Origin of the sequence: Polaribacter glomeratus (genome assembly GCF_002954665.1) — a bacterium.
Classification (GTDB): Bacteria; Bacteroidota; Bacteroidia; order Flavobacteriales; family Flavobacteriaceae; genus Polaribacter; species Polaribacter glomeratus.
On the sequence record NZ_MSCM01000002.1, the window covers coordinates 1,276,820 to 1,293,691 of the forward strand.

Sequence of the window (16,872 nt, forward strand, 5' to 3'; positions counted from 1 at the left end):
TATTTTAAAATGTTATTACAAAGGTGGTTCCTTTATCTACTTCACTAATGCAAGAAATAGTACCTTTTAAAGATTCAATTTGATTTTTTATAATATACAAACCAACACCTTGCGAATCTTTGTGTCTATGAAAAACTTGATTAAGTCCAAAAAGCCTATGTGCGTGTTTTTTTAAGTCTATACCAAGGCCGTTATCTGTAACTAATAGTTGAACTTTACCTTCTTTTAAGGTTGTTTTAAATTCTATTTTTGGTGTTCTTTCTGGCGATGAATAGCGCAAAGAATTACTAATTAGGTTACTAATAATATTTTCTAAATAAGGTTCGTTGTAGTTTATGGTATCAATAGCAGAAAAATCCGAAGTTATTATGCCATTTAGTTTGCTAATATCTTTGGATAAACTTTCATCTATTTTCTGAAGCATTTCTTTAAAATACAATGGTTTAACTTCTATTTCAGACTCTGTTTTTGCTCTTATTTTAATTGCTTCTATTAAAGTATGCAGCGTTTCAGATAAATGATCAATTACGGTTCTAAATTTATCGAACGTAAAATCTTTTTCTTCTTGTGTCTCAGAAATATCATATAAATCTAGTAATGAATTTAAATTACTAATAGGTGCTCTTAAATTATGTGAGGCTATTTGCGCAAAATTTGCCAATTGGTTGTTCTGTTCCGTAACTTCTGTAATATCTGTACCAACCCAAATAAAAGCGATAATAGTACCAAAGCTATCCTTTACGGCATTGATACTTAGTTGTACATATAAGAAGGTTCCGTTTTTTCTAATATATTTCCATTTGCTAGATTCTTTTCTGTTTTCTTTTGTTAATTTAGTAAATACATCAAAGCCTTTAATTTCTTCTTTAAATTCTTTAGAAAGTTCTTCACCTCTTTCTAAAACTTCTTCTTTGTCGTGAAATATAATAGGAGTTTCTTTATTAATTAATTCTTTACTTTTATATCCTAATAATAATTCTGCACCTTCATTAAAATAGGTAATTAATCCATTTATATCTGTTCTTATAATTGAAATAGTACCCGAGTCAAAAATAGCATTCAGCTCTTCATTCACTTTATTTAATTCAATTTGTGCTATTTTAACCGTATTAATGTCTTGGAAAGTTCCGTACAAACGCACACACTTATCATCTTTAAATTCAGGTTTACCTATTGCTCTTACCCAAATAGTTTTTCCTTTTGTAGTAACTATTTGTAGTTCTTCGTCCCAAGAAGTATTGTTTGTAATCGAATTTTCGATTACAGTTGTAATTTTATCTCTACTATAACCCTCTTTGTAGAAGTCAATGCCAGTTGCTATAGACGGAATAAAGGTTATATCTGTGTCATGAATTTCTTTGGTAACTTTACTCCATAAAACTTTTTGATTTATAAAATCTACTTCCCAAGTACCAATTCTTGCTACAGAGTTTGTTCTGTCTAAAATTTCCTCAACTCTTTTTGTAGCTTCTTCTTTTTGTTTTATTGTTTGTTTAAATCGCTCTAAATTTGAATTTAAGGATGTAAGTTCTTTGTTTTTTCTAAAAATTGGTAAAAACATAAAAAAGACGATACCTAGAAGTGAAAAAGAGGTAAACGTGATAAAAAAGTATTCCATCTTTTTTAAAAAGTTTAATCGATCTTCAGAAATTTTTTGATATTCATTTACGATAGCATCCATAGTTGTTAAAAAAGGTGCTTCGTTTTTTTTAACTGTTGCTATAAAGCGATTAAAAAATACTTCATTTTCTGGGTTTTCTGCTAAATTGTTGAAGGAATTAATGATTTCATTAAAATAAAGAATATTTTTTTCAAAAAGAATATTTATAGATTCATTATTGTAGGTTGTTTTGTTTTTTTGCTTTAGGTAAGTATCCGCTTTTTTAAAACGGTGCATTATTTTTTTTAAAGCTTCAATGTTTTCAATGTAAGAAGAAGTGTTTCTTATTTTATTAGAATAGAACGCTATTTTAGTAATCTGCTGGCTATACATTCTCTGTTTACCCGCAATATTTATAGTTTCTACATCATTACCTTGTTGCGAAATAGCATTATTAATTAGTACCTGATTACAGATAATGATCAAAATAAAAAATATAACTAGTACTTTGTATTTGTTTTTTACCAATTTTCAAGGGGGATTTGGATTTAAACTAAAATTATAATATTTACTATATAAAATGAGTACTCGTTATATATTTTTAAAACGTACTACCTGTAAATATAAATTAATATTTAATGAAATTGTATTTTTTTAAATAATAATTTTTGGTAGCTGATTCATATTGAAAATAAAAATAGTAATAAACGAATAGTTTTTGAATAAAATATTTGTTTTTTTGTCACTTAGTTATTTCTTTTTGATGCCATTTTATGCTGGATAATTTTTATTTTAAAATTGAGAATCAAACCCATTAAATTAAGATACTTTATCTTTGATTTTTTTAAATTTTCAATACCTTAATAAGAGAATAATGAACATAGAAAATGCGCAAATACAAGTAGATGATTGGATTAAAAACCATGGAGTTCGTTATTTTAACGAGTTAACAAATATGGCACAATTAACAGAAGAGGTTGGTGAAGTTGCCCGAATTATTGCAAGACGTTATGGCGAGCAAAGTGAAAAAGAATCGGATAAAAATAAAGATTTAGGAGAAGAATTGGCAGATGTTGTGTTTGTTGTTTTGTGTTTGGCAAATCAAACCGGAATTAATTTACAAGATGCTTTTGAAAAAAAATTAGATATTAAAACAAAACGCGATCACGATCGCCATCAAAATAACCAAAAATTAAAATAATGAGTTTTATTCAAAATTTTACAGCAGGGGCAAAGATTGTTTTTGCAAGATTACAGACCAAACTTTTTTGGCAAAACTTTGTAAAAGTGGCGGTTCCTTTTTTTATAATTGTTACCCTAATTTCTTTGCTGATGAATAGTTGGAGAGAAATTTTTGCAGGCGATTTTGCAGCTGTTGCTCAAGTTAACTTCAATGACGGCAAATGGGAAGATTTCTTTGGTTTTAAATTATTTTTTAGTGCTTTTTATGCCTTGTATGTAACTAATAAAAAAATGAAGTAAAGCACCTGTTTAGATACGTAACCAATTAAATGGACCATGTAATTAACAAAAAAATGCCTGTGATCTTTATCAAAAACTAGAAAACTAAATAAAAACTAGATTTAAATTATAAGTAAGAGAATAGCGCTCATAGAAGAATAGATAAAGATACTTTTAAGGTTCTTTTAAAGTAAAAATCCATCGCTTTTGGCGATGGATTTTTTATACCTGTGAAATTTTATTATCTAATTTGACCACGTAATAAACCAGAAGCTACCTTTGTAGAATGGATGTTTACATATAATGCATCAGTATTAACTTTCGTTACGTTTTCTGCACTTAGGGTTAAACTTTTAGTAATGTTTAATTGAGCATTGTTTGTCATTTCTAAGTTCAATAAAACTCCACCATTTACAGTTGAAGCTCCGCTATGAATATGACCAGCAGCAATTGCATCCGTAGGGTCTAAATTGTTTACAACAACTTTGTAAAACATTTTTGTACCTACAAGTCTAACATAAGCAGTTCCTGTTTCATTTCTTCCCGTTACCGCAGGAATTTCATTTGCAGGCGATAACATTACGTTATAAGCATTGTCTACAGTTACATCTATTTGACCTCTTAAAAGTCCAGCAGGGCTTTGAGTTGAGTGTACATTTACATATACATCGCTACCTTTTAAAGTAGCAGTTTGTTCTGCAGTTAATTGTAATGTTCCTGAAGCTTTGTTTCCAGAAAAAGCAATGTTTGTTCCATCAACTAAGGTAATAGCAACGCCTCCTGTAGAAACAACGTCTCCTGTATGCACATGAGCTGCAACTAAAGCATCTGTGGTAGAAAGGTTATTTACTGTTAATGTAAACATTAATGAATTGTCATCATATAGATTCATTTCAATTGTTCCTGTTTCTGCTCTGCCCATTACCATTGGTATAGAATTGGCATTATCTAAACTAACAGTAAAAGATTCTACTAACATTTTTGATTCAGTATCATCGTTGCTGTTACAACTAACCATAAATAAACTGATACTTAGCATTAAAAATAAAATTTTCTTCATAATTGAATTATTAAATTGTGTCTACTTCTATCTTATAGTCTTTTTTCGACATATTCAGACTTCTTGTTTTTTTGTTGAGACAAAAGTAATAAAACTTAAACAATAAAAGTATATTCCATGGAATATTTATTTCTGTGATTTGGAAAGTAAAGATTCTAATACACAGAAAAAACTAAAGTAATTAAGCTGGAGATTATTTTTAATTCATTTATCTGTAATTAGTTAGGTATTTAAGTGATCGTTTTAGTTCGCTGATATTTATCTATGAGTATAAATTTAAAGTTAAAAACTTTATGTTTTTTTTAAGATTTTGGAAATAGAATTTTATAGCTTTTTTTTTTAAAAAAGCACCAAAAAAAAATGATTCTAATCCAACTTTAAGAAGGAAAAAAAATCATTTTTTATATAATTGAAAAATTTACCTGTGCAAATAACCCATCTTTATCTAGTCTATTTGAATCAAATCAATGGTACTTTCTTTTACTTTTTGATTCAGTTCTTTTACGCTATTGTCAAATAACGAATACAATTTCTTTAATTCAATATCAATTTCTGCAACAATCTCGCTTTTAAAATCAATTGCTTGTTGAGTAGGAGCGAAGTTGCCAATACTTGTAAGCGAATTTAAATGTGCTAATTTATTGTTTAATCGAATAGGGAAATTTAAAGGGTCTTGCCCACTTTTAGATTTTGTTTGATATAAAGTTTCCTCAATTTTTGTCATGTCTTTAAGCAAAGTATCGGCAAAATCTAATAATGCTTTATGAGTTTCTTTGTCTTTAATCGCTTTCTTTAAAACATCCACCTGACTTTTTACTTTTTGTATATTTTTTAAGCCTTTATGAATCTCTGTCATCTTAGTGTTGATGTCATTTATGAAATCAAACTGTGCTTTCATTTCACTTTCAGAAGCCTCAGAAATAGGGTTTTTTATGATAGTGAAAAGTTGAGTTTCTTTCTTTCCGTTAACTGCCAATTCAACTTTATAATTGCCAGGTAAAGCCATTGGCCCGTCTAAAGACGCCCACCATAAAATCATTTCTTCTACTTTTTCTGCCCCAGGATACGTCATGTCCCAATTAAAAATATTGTTTCCGTCTTCTAATTTTAACTCTTCTTCCTCTTTTTCTTTGTCAGGTTTTGAAGCATATTTTTTGATAAGAACACCATTTAAATCAAAGAACGAAATTGAAATAGAATCCTTTTCACTTACTTTTTTGATAAAATAATTTACAGCAACTCCGCCTGCATGATTTGTTCCTGCAGTTTTAGAAGTTTTTCCGTTTCCGCCAGATAGATTATACGCATCTTTTGGTTTGTATAGAACTATTTCTTTCTTTAAAGTTGCTTCGTTTAGCTGATGTAAAGGCGTTAAATCGTCAATAATCCAAAGTGAACGACCTTGTGTTGCCGCAATTAAATTATCGTTTTTAATAGCTAAATCCGTAATTGGAACAATTGGTAAGTTTTGCTGAAAATTTTGCCAGTTTTCACCGTCATCAAAAGAAACATACATACCTCTTTCTGTACCCGCATATAACAACCCTTTTCTCTTTAGATCTGCTCTTAACGCACGTGTAAAGTCTTCATTTGCAATTCCGTTTGTAATTTCTGTCCAAGTTTTACCATAATTTTCTGTTCTGTAAATATAGGGTTTGTAATCGCCCGTTTTGTATTTTGTACCAACAATATATGCGCTACCTTTTGTAAACGGATTTACCTCAATACAATTAATCATCATCCATTCTGGCATGTTTTTAGGCGTTACATTGTCCCAAGTGGTACCATTATTTTTGCTGATATGCACCAATCCATCATCAGAACCCGTCCAAATTAAACCAGGTTCTAGAGCAGATTCTGTTGCGGCAAAAATAGTTCCGTAATATTCAACACCTGTGTTGTCCTTTGTAATAGGGCCGCCAGAAGGACCTAATGTTTTTGGGTCGTTTCTTGTTAAATCCGGACTAATAACTGCCCAAGATTGCCCCTCGTTTTCTGTAATATGCAAATGATTAGAAGCCGCATATAATTTCTTTTTATTATTTGGTGAAAAGAAAATTGGAAAATTCCACTGAAAACGATATTTAAAATCTTCTGCACCGTGGCCCATCGGGTCGTCCGGCCAAACGTTTATGGCACGAGTTTCATTTGTTTTGTGATTCATCCTAGTTAATAATCCACCATAACTACCTCCATAAACAATCTCATCGTTTAATGGATCTACAGCAATATGAGCACTTTCGCCACCGGCAGTTTCTTGCCAATCAGAATTTGTAATATAACTTCCAGAAGTTCTATGAGAAATCCGAATGGTAGAATTGTCTTGTTGCGCCGCTAAAATTCTGTACGGAAAATGATTGTCTGTAGCAACTCTATAAAACTGCGAAGTTGGTTGATTGTTCATTGTACTCCAATTTTCGCCTGCATCAAAAGAAACTTGAGCACCACCATCATCACCAATAATCATTCTTTGGTTGTCTTCTGGCGCAATCCATAAATCATGATGATCTCCATGTGGTGCATTATACGTTTTATACGTTTTTCCGCCATCCGTAGATTTGTGGTAATTTACATTTAAAACATAAAAAATATCTTGGTCTTGCGTGTCTGCATAAATACGTGTGTAATACCAAGCTCTTTGACGTAATTTTCTTTCAGAATTAATAAGTGTCCAAGTTTTTCCAGCATCCGTAGATTTGTAAACACCACCTTTTTCGTTTTCAATTATAGCCCAAATGATATCAGAATTTACGGGCGAAACGGTTACACCGCTTATTCCCCAAATGCCATTTGGTAACCCTTTGTTTTTAGAAATATTGGTCCAAGTTTCACCTTCGTCTATACTTTTCCACATTGCAGAGCCTTTTCCACCAGAAGATAAACTGTACGGAGTTCTTCTAACATCCCAAGTGGTAGCGTATAAAATTCTTGGGTTGTTAGGATCGATAATTAAATCTATTGCGCCAGAATTTTCATCAGAAAACAACACTTTTTTCCAATTTTCTCCACCGTCAACAGACTTATAAACACCTCTTTCTTGAGGTGGTTTGTATAAATCTCCTAAAACTGCTGCAAAAACAATATCCGCATTTTTTGGATGAATTCTCATTCTAGGAATATGTCTTGAGGTTTTTAAACCCATATGTTTCCATGTTTTACCCGCATTTTCAGATTTCCAAATTCCGTCGCCAGACGAAACATTTCCACGAACTGTTTTTTCTCCCATTCCAACATAAATTACATTATTGTCAGCTTCAGAAACGGCAACGGCACCCACAGAACCGCCAAAAAAGTCATCAGAAATATTCTGCCAAGTATTACCAGCATCGGTAGTTTTCCAGACTCCACCACCGGTAGAACCCATATAAAATAAGTTAGTTTTATTAGCAACGCCAGTTACAGTGGCACTTCTTCCGCCTCTAAAAGGACCAATATTTCGCCATTTTACAGCACTAAAATATTCGTCAGAAACTTTGGTAAGTTTTTTTTGTGCAGTAACTTTGACATTCGCAGATAAAAAAATGCAAATTACCAGTAAAAGAATTTTTTTCATGTTGGTTCGTTGTAAGTTTGGAGGTTAAAAATAAGAATTAAAATTAGGTTTTAGAATGGACATATTGTTAAATGTTTTAGCGGATAAAAGAATAAACGAAAATATTACCATTTCTGGTTCTAAAAGCGAATCGAATAGATTGCTGATTTTACAAAAACTATTTCCAGAAATTGTTATCGAAAACTTATCAGATTCAGATGATTCTGTGCACATGCAACACGCACTTTCTACAAGCGATGAAATTGTAGATATTGGTCATGCAGGTACAGCAATGCGTTTTTTAACATCCTATTTTGCTGCAAATGAAGGTAGAGAAACTGTTTTAACAGGTTCTGAAAGAATGCAAAATAGACCTATAGAAATCTTGGTAAATGCACTAAAAGATTTAGGTGCAACTATTAGTTACCAAGACAAAGTTGGGTATCCGCCAATTAGAATTCAAGGAACAAAAATTACTACAGAAAAAGTTCAAATTAACGGGAATGTAAGTAGTCAATATATATCTTCATTATTGCTGATTGCCTCTAAACTAGAAAATGGATTAGAAATAGAATTGATTGGTAAAATTACTTCTGTACCTTATATAAATATGACGTTGAGTTTGTTAACGCAATTAGAAATTAAGAATTCTTTTGAAGGGAATACCATAAAGGTTTATCCGAAGAAAGAAATACAAAAACAAACGGTTGTTGTAGAATCCGATTGGAGCTCGGCAAGTTATTTTTATTCAATTATTGCTTTGGCGGATGTTGGTTCAGAAATTAATTTATCAGCCTATAAAAAAGAAAGTTTACAAGGCGATTCTTGTTTGGCAGAAATCTATGAGCACTTTGGAGTAGAAACTACTTTTAGCGAGAATTCCATTAGCCTAAAAAAAGTAAAAGCAAGTACTAAAGAAATTTTAGAAATCGATTTAAAAAATGCGCCAGATATTGCACAAACCATTGCTGTAACTTGTTTTGCAGAAGGTGTTGCTTGTAATTTAACTGGTTTACACACGCTAAAAATTAAAGAAACAGACAGATTAATTGCTTTAAATGACGAGTTAACAAAATTAGGAGCTACGATTTCTGTAACAGATGTAAGTTTGCATTTAGATAAATCATCCGCAATTATTAAAAATATTGCTATAAAAACCTACAATGATCATAGAATGGCGATGGCTTTTGCACCTTTGGCTTTAAGAGTTCCTATCAAAATTTTAAATGCGGAGGTTGTTACCAAATCATACCAAAAATTTTGGGATGATATGCAACAAATTGGCATTAAAATAGATAAACTATAAATATAAAGTGCCAAACACTTGACAACGCCTATTCCGATATCGTATATTTGCCTCTTTTATAGCTAAATATACATATGAAATTATCACAATTTGATTTTGAATTGCCAGAAGAATTGTATGCAGTATATCCTGCAGAACATAGAGATGAATCTCGTTTAATGGTGTTAAATAGAAAAGACCAAACTATAGAACATAAAATGTTTAAAGACGTTATTGATTACTTTGAAGAAGGTGACGTAATGATGTTAAACAATACAAAAGTTTTCCCTGCAAGAATGTTTGGAAACAAAGAAAAAACTGGCGCAAGAATTGAGGTTTTCTTACTTAGAGAACTAAATGCAGAAAATAGATTGTGGGATGTTTTGGTAGATCCGGCAAGAAAAATTAGAATCGGAAACAAATTATTTTTTGGAGATGACGATAGTTTAGTTGCAGAAGTTATAGACAACACTACATCTAGAGGTAGAACTTTACGTTTTTTATACGACGGAAGTTACGAAGCTTTTAGAGAAAAATTACTAGAATTAGGGCAAACTCCTTTGCCAAAAACGCTTAATAGAGAAGTAGAACCAATAGATGACGAACGTTATCAAACAATTTATGCAAAACATGAAGGCGCAGTTGCTGCACCAACCGCTGGTTTGCATTTTTCTAAACACTTATTAAAGCGATTAGAAATTAAAGGAATTGATTTTGCAGAGATGACATTACATGTTGGTTTAGGAACTTTTAGTGCTGTAGAAGTAGAAGATTTATCGAAACACAAAGTAGATTCTGAGCAAATTGTGATTCCTGCCGCAGCCGTTACAAAAATTAACCAAGCAAAAATTGATAAAAGAAGAATTTGTGCAGTTGGTACAACGGTAATGAGAACGGTTGAATCATCAGTTTCTTCTAAACAAGAATTAAATGCGTATGAAGGATGGACAAATAAATTTGTTTTTCCTCCGTATGATTTTAGCATCGCAAACAGCATGATTACAAATTTTCATCCACCAAAATCTACATTAATGATGATGTCTGCTGCATTTGCAGGATACGATTTTTTAATGGATGCTTACAAAGTTGCCATTAAAGAAGGTTATAAATTCTCTACATATGGAGATGCAATGCTAATTATATAGGTAACTTTACTATTTAAAATTTAAAAACTGACAGTTTATAATTGTCAGTTTTTTTTTGTTTTGGGCGTTCCCTAAAAAGGGCGCGCTTTCCATTACAATCTTTTGTTTGTACCTCACAAAAGGATTTTCATTACAATCGCTAACGCAGAGGTACTTATAAAAGACACTCATAAGCTCAAATTATATGCGTATTTTTGTAGAAATAAATCTTCAATTTTTTAAAACTTTAAAGTAATATTTTGGATAACAAGAAAGACATTAGAGCCTTAACTAAAGAACAATTACGCGATTTTTTTGTAGAAAATGGCGATAAATCTTTTCGTGGAAATCAAGTTTATGAATGGCTTTGGAGCAAGTCTTTGCATACTTTCGAAGACATGACCAACATTTCTAAAGAAACCAGAGAAATGTTAGAAGCAAATTTTGTAATCAATCATATTAAGGTAGATTCTATGCAAAAAAGTGCAGATGGTACGATCAAAAACGGCATTAAATTACACGATGGTTTTGTAGTAGAATCCGTTTTAATTCCAACCAAAAAAAGAACAACAGCGTGTGTTTCTAGTCAAGTAGGTTGTAGTTTAGATTGTAAGTTTTGTGCAACTTCTCGTTTAAAAAGGATGCGTAATCTAAATCCGGATGAAATTTACGATCAGGTGGTAATTATAGACAAACAAAGTAGATTATATCACAATCGTAAATTAACAAATATTGTTTTTATGGGAATGGGCGAGCCCTTAATGAACTATAAAAACGTGCTGAAATCCATCGAAATGATTACTTCTCCAGAAGGCTTAAACATGTCGTCAAAAAGAATAACTGTTTCTACTTCTGGTGTGCCAAAAATGATAAAAATGATGGCAGATGAAGACGTTAAATTCCATTTAGCAGTTTCCTTACATTCAGCTATAGATGAGGTTAGAACCTCTATAATGCCTTTTAATACGAATTTTCCTTTAAAAGATTTAAAAGAGTCTTTAGAATATTGGTACGAAAAAACAAAACGAGCAATTACTTACGAATATATTGTTTGGGAAGGGATTAATGATAAAAGAGAAGACATCATTGCATTGGTAGATTTTTGTAAAGCGGTGCCTTGTAAAGTTAATTTAATAGAATACAACCCTATTGATGATGGCGAATTTCAGCAAGCAAGTTCATCAGCTATAAATAATTATATTTCTAATTTAGAAATGAATGATATTACTGTAAACGTAAGAAAAAGTAGAGGTAAAGATATTGACGCTGCGTGCGGACAATTGGCGAATAAAACTTAACAAATTTTTAGACTTTACGAGTTCCTAGAATGGGTAAGGTTTTAGTTATATTTAGTATTTTTGCAACATAAATGAAGCCAGTAGAACTTATTAAACTTCCTATTAAAAAAGAGATGGAACTTTTTGAAAAAAAGTTCAAAGACTCGATGCTCTCTAAAGTTCCGCTTTTAAACAGAATTACGTATTATATTGTTCGAAGAAAAGGAAAACAAATGCGACCAATGTTTGTTTTTTTAGTAGCAAAAATGGTTTCTGATGGTGGTTTTGATGAACGAACGTATAGAGGCGCATCTGTAGTAGAATTAATTCATACAGCAACTTTAGTACACGATGATGTTGTTGATGACAGCAACAGACGTAGAGGTTTTTTCTCTATTAATGCACTCTGGAAAAATAAAATTGCAGTTTTAGTAGGCGATTTTTTATTGTCTAAAGGATTATTATTATCGATTGATAATGAAGATTTCGATTTGTTAAAATTAATTTCTATTGCAGTTCGTGAAATGAGTGAAGGCGAATTATTACAAATAGAAAAAGCAAGAAAGTTAGACATTACAGAAGATATTTACTTTGATATTATTCGTCAAAAAACAGCCACTTTAGTTGCTGCATGCTGCGGAATTGGAGCGGCCTCTGTTGGTGCAAATCAAGATACAATTCAGCAAATGCGAAAATTTGGAGAATACATAGGTATTGCTTTTCAGATAAAAGACGATTTGTTTGATTATACAGATGAAAAAATTGGTAAACCTACTGGGATTGATATTAAAGAACAAAAAATGACATTGCCTTTAATACACACTTTAAACACCTGTACATCTAAAGAAAAAAGTTGGATTATTAACTCTATTAAAAAACACAATAAAGACAAAAAACGTGTAAAAGAAGTCATTGCTTTTGTAAAAGAAAATGGCGGTATAGCGTACACTACAAATAAAATGTACAATTATAAAAATAAGGCTTTAGCTATTTTAGAAAACTACCCAGAATCGCCATATAAAAATTCTTTAATGATGATGATTGATTATGTTGTAGAGCGTAAAATTTAGTTTTATAACGCTAACAATTCTTCTACAAACTCTCTAGAATTAGATAATCTTGGTACTTTGTGTTGGCCGCCAAGTTTTCCTTTATTCTTTAACCAATCGTAAAATAAACCACCTTTTGCAACATGAATTTTTGGCATTGCAAGTGTTAACGAGTTGTAACGTTTTGCTTCGTAATCAGAATTGATAGACTTTAGTGCATTGTCTAGTAATTCTGTAAAATAGTTCATGTTTTCTGGTGTTTGGTTAAATTCAATTATCCATTCATGACCACCACTTTTTTTATCTTTCATAAAAATAGGACCAACCGTATAATCTGTAATTAGAGCACCTGTTTTTTCGCAAGCTAATTTTAAAGCATCTTCAACATTTTCAATATTTAACTCTTCGCCAAATACATTTATAAAATGTTTTGTTCTACCTGTAATCTGAATTCTAAATGGTAATAATGAAGTAAACCGAATTGTATCACCTATTAAATAACGCCACAATCCACTATTTGTAGTGATAATTAAGGCATAATCAACTCCTGTTTTTACTTTTGATAAAGGAATTGTTTTAGAGCTTTCTCCTTGATACTTTGACATCGGAATAAATTCATAGAAAATACCGTAATCTAACATCAGTAATAATTCTTTAGAATCATTTCTATCCTGAATTGCAAAAAATCCTTCGGATGCATTATAGATTTCATAATATTTAAAATCTGCTTTCGGAATCAGTTTCTTATACTGTTCTCTGTATGGATTAAAGTTTACACCACCATGAAAGTATACTTCTAAATTAGGCCAAACTTCTGTAATATTATTTTTACCTGTTCTCTCTAAAACCCTGTTTAAAAGCACCAACATCCAACTTGGCACACCAACCAAACTGGTAATATCTTCATTGATAGTTTCATCAATTATGGCTTCCATTTTGGTTTCCCATTCGGCCATTAAAGCAACTTCTTGACTAGGAGCAGAACTGTAATCTGCCCAAAAAGGCAAATTTTCTGTAATAATAGCAGACAAATCGCCAAAGTAAGAATTGTTGTCTTCGTAAATAGCCGAGCTCCCGCCTAATTTTAAGCCTTTACCAGTAAATAATTGTGTTTCCTCGTTGTTATTGATGTACAAACACAACATGTCTTTACCAGCTTTCATGTGGCAATACTCTAAAGCCTCATCACTAACAGGAATAAATTTACTTTTTGCGTTGGTCGTTCCGCTAGATTTTGCAAACCATTTTATATGTGTTGGCCAAAACAAATTTTGCTCTCCTTTTCTACAACGTTCAATTAAAGGCTCTATGCTTTCGTATTTTTGAATAGGAACATTTTTCCTGAATTCTCTATATTTTTGTATGGACGAAAAATTGTGCTCTTTTCCAAATTCAGTGTTTTTTGCAGCTGAAACAAGTTTTAATAAAAGTTCTTCTTGTACATCAAAAGGATATTTTACAAATAGTTCTATTTGATGTACTCGTTTTTTTAAAAACCAAGAAATTATAGAATTTACAATAGGAAAAGGCATAAAGTAAGTTATGTTTTTTACGTAAGTTTGTTCGAAGCTAAAAATACTAAAAATTGGTTATGAAATATCAAGGAGTGCTAAAAAAAATGAAAACTGAAAATTTAGAGGAAATTCAGTATTATTTAGACATGAAATCTGATTTTTTGAATATTAATCAATTGTTAAACAGGGAGGTAACGATTAGTTTTGTTACTTACGAATGTTTAAATTGTCACTTAGAAAAGAAAATTTATAGACAAGGTTTTTGTAAAAACTGCTTTTTTGAGATACCGAATGCTGCAGATTGGATCATGAGACCAGAATTAAGTACTGCACATTTAGATGTTGAAGACAGAGATTTGGCCTATGAAAAGTCTGTACAATTACAGCCACATATTGTGTATTTAGCAAATTCTAGCAATGTAAAAGTTGGTGTAACTAGAAAAGGGCAAATACCAACAAGATGGATTGATCAAGGAGCGCACGAAGCGATCGAAATTGTTGAGGTGCCAAACCGTTATTTAGCAGGAATTACAGAAGTTGCTTTAAAAAATTATGTTGGTGATAAAACTAATTGGCGTAAAATGCTTAAGAATGATATTGAAGATGAAAATTTGTTAGAGTGGAGAGAAAAGCTAAAACAATACATTCCTGATGAAGCAAAACAGTATTTTATTGAAAATAATACGGAAACTCATATCAACTTTCCTGTTTTAAAATATCCAGATAAACCAAAAAGTTTAAACTTAATTAAAACGCCAAGTTATACCGGTAAATTAGTTGGTATAAAAGGACAGTATTTAATTTTTGAAGATGAAACTGTTTTTAATGTGAGAAGTAATGAAGGTTTGGTGGTTTCAATTGAGGTGTAGAAATAATTTTTTTGCGTGAATATTCCACAAAGTAACACAGGGTTTTTTCGCAGAGATTCACAGAAGCAAAATTAAAACATTATGAAAATTATACGCCCATGAATTTTAATTTTATTTCTAACCAAATAGCAACATAGGAAAAATAATTTTTCCGCGTAAATCTTTACAAATTTGCGGGATATAAATACAAATCAATGTTTTTTCTCTGTGGATCTTTGCAAAAAAAACCTCTGCGAATCTTTGCGAAATTACTATTAAGCGAAACAACTATTTACTTTGAATAAGCTCTTCTAAAACAGCCTCAACTCCAAAATTATCATTGCTTTCTGTTTCATAATTTGCCAATTCTTTAATGTCTTTATGAGCATTTTTCATAGCAAAACTAAAGTTGGCTTCTTGCAACATTTCGATGTCATTATGATAATCGCCAAAAACCATCGTTTCTTCTTTGGTAACATTTAATCGTCTTTGAACTTCTCTTAAAGCGTTTCCTTTATTGGCTTTTTCATCAGAAATATCTAACCAGTTTTGACCAGATATTTTTAAAAGATAATCGTTTTTTAAATGTTGTATTACGGGATAAATAAAAGCTTCGGATGAATCAAAATGATAAATTGCAATTTTTAAAACAGTCGTTGTTTTTGCAATTTCCATTAAGTCATCAACTACTTCAAAACTGTGATAATATTCTTGAAATAAAGAAATAAAACGCTCATCTCTACTTTCTATAAACGCAGAATTTTGCGAACACAAAACTATGTTTGCATCTTTAATATTTCTTAAAAGAGGAATAATATTCGTAATTTTTTGGGATGCTAAAGAATTTATTAAAAGAATTTCTTCACCTTTTTTAGCAATTGCACCATTTTCTGCAATTACATGAATATCATTTTTTATGGCTGCTAATTTATCAACAATACTATTATGTTGTCTGCCACTTGCTGCACAAAAATGAATGTTGTGTTTTTGTAGTTCTTTAAAAAGGGTAAAAAATTGTGGACTCACTTTACCTTTTGAGTTTAGTAACGTTCCGTCCATATCAGAAACTACTAATTTTACTTTAGAAAAATCAATCATTTTTATCTTGTAGAATCTCGAATTACTAAATCAGTCTTTATCACTTTAGTAACAATTTCTGTATGTTTTTTTTCTAATTTATCAATTAAGATTTTAGCAGCGGTTTCTCCCATTTGCTCACCATGCTGACTAATTGTTGTCATTTTAGGGCTTGAATGTCTTGCTAAAATTCCGTTAGAGAACGCAATTACAGATAAATCTTTAGGTATTACAAGACCTACTTTTAAGCCTGCTTTCATGGCAGCAACTGCCGCAGATTCTCCTGTTGTAATAATGCTGTCGATTTTATTATTTTGTAAAAAAGGAATTAAAATAGCTTCATATTTTTTGTAATCTCTTTCAAAAATATTAATCACTAAATTGTCATTGTATGATAAACCAACATTTTCTAATCCTTTTTTGTATCCCAAAAAGCGTTGCTTCCCAATATGAAAATCACTCATAGTAGAAACAAAAGCAATGTTTTTATGACCACTTTTATATAAAGTTTCAACCGTGTTTTGTGCGCCATTAAAATCATCAGTAATTACTTTGTCACAAGCAAGAGTTTGTGCAACCCTATCAAACATTACTACTGGTGTACCATTATCGATAGCTTCTTGTAAGTGCTTATAATTTTCTTTTAATTCGGTTTCTTTGGCTAATGAAACAATAAAACCATCGATACTGCCATTAGAAAGCATTTCTATAATCTCAACTTCTTTAGTATACGATTCATTAGAGATGCATGCAATTACTTTATAACCTCTTTCTAAAGCTGTTTTTTCTATCCCTTTAAACACTTGTGCAAAGAAATATTTTAACATGGTAGGAATGATAATTCCGATAGTTTTAGTACTTCTGTTTTTTAAACTTAGTGCATTAAAGTTAGGCTTGTAATTATGTTCTTTGGCGTATTTTTGAATTTTAGATTTGGTAGCTTCGCTAATTTCATAGCTGTCATTCAGTGCTTTAGAAACAGTAGAAATAGAAACATTAAATTCTTTTGCAATATCTTTTATCGTAAGCTTTCCCATAGAAACAA

At 31.1% G+C, this 16,872-nt stretch carries 13 protein-coding genes; 7 read left to right on the plus strand and 6 right to left on the minus strand.

Annotation, left to right across the window (positions count from 1 at the left end; all coding sequences use genetic code 11):
- Positions 1–4 precede the first annotated feature (4 nt).
- Positions 5–2,086: a PAS domain-containing sensor histidine kinase gene (locus BTO16_RS15680; RefSeq protein ID WP_170064479.1), complete on the minus strand. Its 2,082-nt coding sequence runs from the start codon at positions 2,084–2,086 to the stop codon at positions 5–7.
- Between the two features lie 388 nt (positions 2,087–2,474).
- Between BTO16_RS15680 and BTO16_RS15685 the strand changes: the two genes are divergently transcribed.
- Together BTO16_RS15685 and BTO16_RS15690 are read left to right on the plus strand one after the other, a co-directional pair.
- Complete coding sequence (locus BTO16_RS15685; protein ID WP_105022590.1) at positions 2,475–2,801, plus strand: nucleotide pyrophosphohydrolase; 327 nt, start codon at positions 2,475–2,477, stop codon at positions 2,799–2,801.
- Positions 2,801–3,082 (plus strand): hypothetical protein, encoded by a 282-nt coding sequence (locus BTO16_RS15690; RefSeq protein WP_245892131.1) that lies wholly within the window; start codon positions 2,801–2,803, stop codon positions 3,080–3,082. Before BTO16_RS15685 ends, BTO16_RS15690 begins: the two co-directional genes overlap by 1 nt.
- 220 nt (positions 3,083–3,302) lie before the next feature.
- On the opposite strand, the gene BTO16_RS15695 is transcribed toward BTO16_RS15690, so the two are convergent.
- Complete coding sequence (locus BTO16_RS15695) at positions 3,303–4,121, minus strand: CHRD domain-containing protein (RefSeq protein WP_105022591.1); 819 nt, start codon at positions 4,119–4,121, stop codon at positions 3,303–3,305.
- 445 nt (positions 4,122–4,566) lie between these two features.
- Positions 4,567–7,674 (minus strand): WD40/YVTN/BNR-like repeat-containing protein, encoded by a 3,108-nt coding sequence (locus BTO16_RS15700; protein WP_105022592.1) that lies wholly within the window; start codon positions 7,672–7,674, stop codon positions 4,567–4,569.
- Between the two features lie 55 nt (positions 7,675–7,729).
- On the opposite strand from BTO16_RS15700, the gene BTO16_RS15705 reads away from it, so the two are divergent.
- From BTO16_RS15705 to BTO16_RS15720, 4 genes are all read left to right on the plus strand, one after another.
- Entirely contained in the window at positions 7,730–8,959 is a 1,230-nt protein-coding gene (locus BTO16_RS15705) for a 3-phosphoshikimate 1-carboxyvinyltransferase (protein WP_105022593.1), read from the plus strand.
- 74 nt (positions 8,960–9,033) lie between these two features.
- Positions 9,034–10,083 (plus strand): tRNA preQ1(34) S-adenosylmethionine ribosyltransferase-isomerase QueA, encoded by a 1,050-nt coding sequence (queA, locus tag BTO16_RS15710; RefSeq protein WP_105022594.1) that lies wholly within the window; start codon positions 9,034–9,036, stop codon positions 10,081–10,083.
- Between the two features lie 239 nt (positions 10,084–10,322).
- Entirely contained in the window at positions 10,323–11,360 is a 1,038-nt protein-coding gene (gene rlmN / locus BTO16_RS15715) for a 23S rRNA (adenine(2503)-C(2))-methyltransferase RlmN (protein WP_105022595.1), read from the plus strand.
- A 71-nt stretch (positions 11,361–11,431) separates the two neighbouring features.
- The gene (locus BTO16_RS15720) at positions 11,432–12,409 is read left to right on the plus strand and encodes a polyprenyl synthetase family protein (protein ID WP_105022596.1); all 978 of its coding nucleotides are present in this window, start codon (positions 11,432–11,434) and stop codon (positions 12,407–12,409) included.
- A 2-nt stretch (positions 12,410–12,411) separates the two neighbouring features.
- On the opposite strand, the gene BTO16_RS15725 is transcribed toward BTO16_RS15720, so the two are convergent.
- On the minus strand, positions 12,412–13,920 hold the full coding sequence (locus BTO16_RS15725) for a GH3 auxin-responsive promoter family protein (protein ID WP_105022597.1): 1,509 nt from the start codon (positions 13,918–13,920) through the stop codon (positions 12,412–12,414).
- Positions 13,921–13,979: 59 nt separating this feature from the next.
- Between BTO16_RS15725 and BTO16_RS15730 the strand changes: the two genes are divergently transcribed.
- Entirely contained in the window at positions 13,980–14,771 is a 792-nt protein-coding gene (locus BTO16_RS15730) for a DUF2797 domain-containing protein (RefSeq protein WP_105022598.1), read from the plus strand.
- Between the two features lie 267 nt (positions 14,772–15,038).
- Here the strand turns inward: BTO16_RS15730 and BTO16_RS15735 are convergent, their stop codons facing one another.
- Both BTO16_RS15735 and BTO16_RS15740 read right to left on the minus strand, forming a co-directional pair.
- Positions 15,039–15,848, minus strand: a complete 810-nt coding sequence (locus tag BTO16_RS15735) for an HAD family hydrolase (RefSeq protein ID WP_105022599.1) — start codon at positions 15,846–15,848, stop codon at positions 15,039–15,041.
- Between the two features lie 2 nt (positions 15,849–15,850).
- Complete coding sequence (locus BTO16_RS15740) at positions 15,851–16,864, minus strand: LacI family DNA-binding transcriptional regulator (RefSeq protein WP_105022600.1); 1,014 nt, start codon at positions 16,862–16,864, stop codon at positions 15,851–15,853.
- Between the last annotated feature and the right edge of the window lie 8 nt (positions 16,865–16,872).